General features: G+C 60.0%; 1 pseudogene. It reads right to left on the bottom strand.

Going from position 1 to position 732, the window contains the following annotated elements:
- Positions 1–680, bottom strand: a pseudogene (locus MKK69_RS08670) (hypothetical protein); the annotation flags it as partial.
- Positions 681–732: the final 52 nt, after the last annotated feature.

Raw genomic sequence — 732 nt, 5'->3', positions numbered from 1 at the left:
GCTGTGACCCAGCGTTCCCGGTTCGGGTCGGCGCCGAGCAGAAGGTCAGCCAGCATCATCGCCCAGAGCTTCGGGCCGATGCCGTAGATCCCGCAGAGGGGACCAAGAACGGCCTTCCGCAGGCGCGGACCACGTTCGGGCGCCCCGGGGCCAGGATCGGCCTCGGCGAGCCGTTTATCGATCCAGCCGACGAAGTCGCCGCCGCAGACATCGCGAATAAAGAGGGCAAGGCTGTAAGCTGCTTGGTTCAGCGATCCCTTCCTCAGCCTCGGGAGGGGTAAGGTGCAGGCGCTGATGTGATCCGGTGCAGCGCAGGTCTGGTCGACCCTGCGATAGCTGCAACCTTTGAAATGCCAATAACTCGCAAGGCGCGAGCACCTCTGAGGTACCGACAAGGCCGCCTGGATCTCGGCGTGGGTCACCCCGCCATGCTGCTCGGCGTAGCGGACAGCGATCTGATCGGAGATACCCTGGAGCGGCACGAGGCTCATCATCCAGTCGAAGATCGGAGCGCTATCGTAAGCCGTGACCGCTTGCGAAACACCGTTTGCTGTTTGATGGGCTTGTAGATGCTTGAGAAAGGCGGCCGGAGCGAGGGCAAATGCCGGCGCGGTGACACGTTGTAAATGTATCCACGGATCGCCTTTTAATTGATTCGCCTCGGTATGAATTAGCTTCATGCCAGCGAATATACTGACTGCCGCAATAAGCATGTCAAACAGATTTTAAGCT

Source organism: Methylobacterium sp. J-026, from assembly GCF_022829585.1.
GTDB lineage: Bacteria > Pseudomonadota > Alphaproteobacteria > Rhizobiales > Beijerinckiaceae > Methylobacterium.
This window is presented reverse-complemented; position numbering and strand designations above follow the sequence as displayed.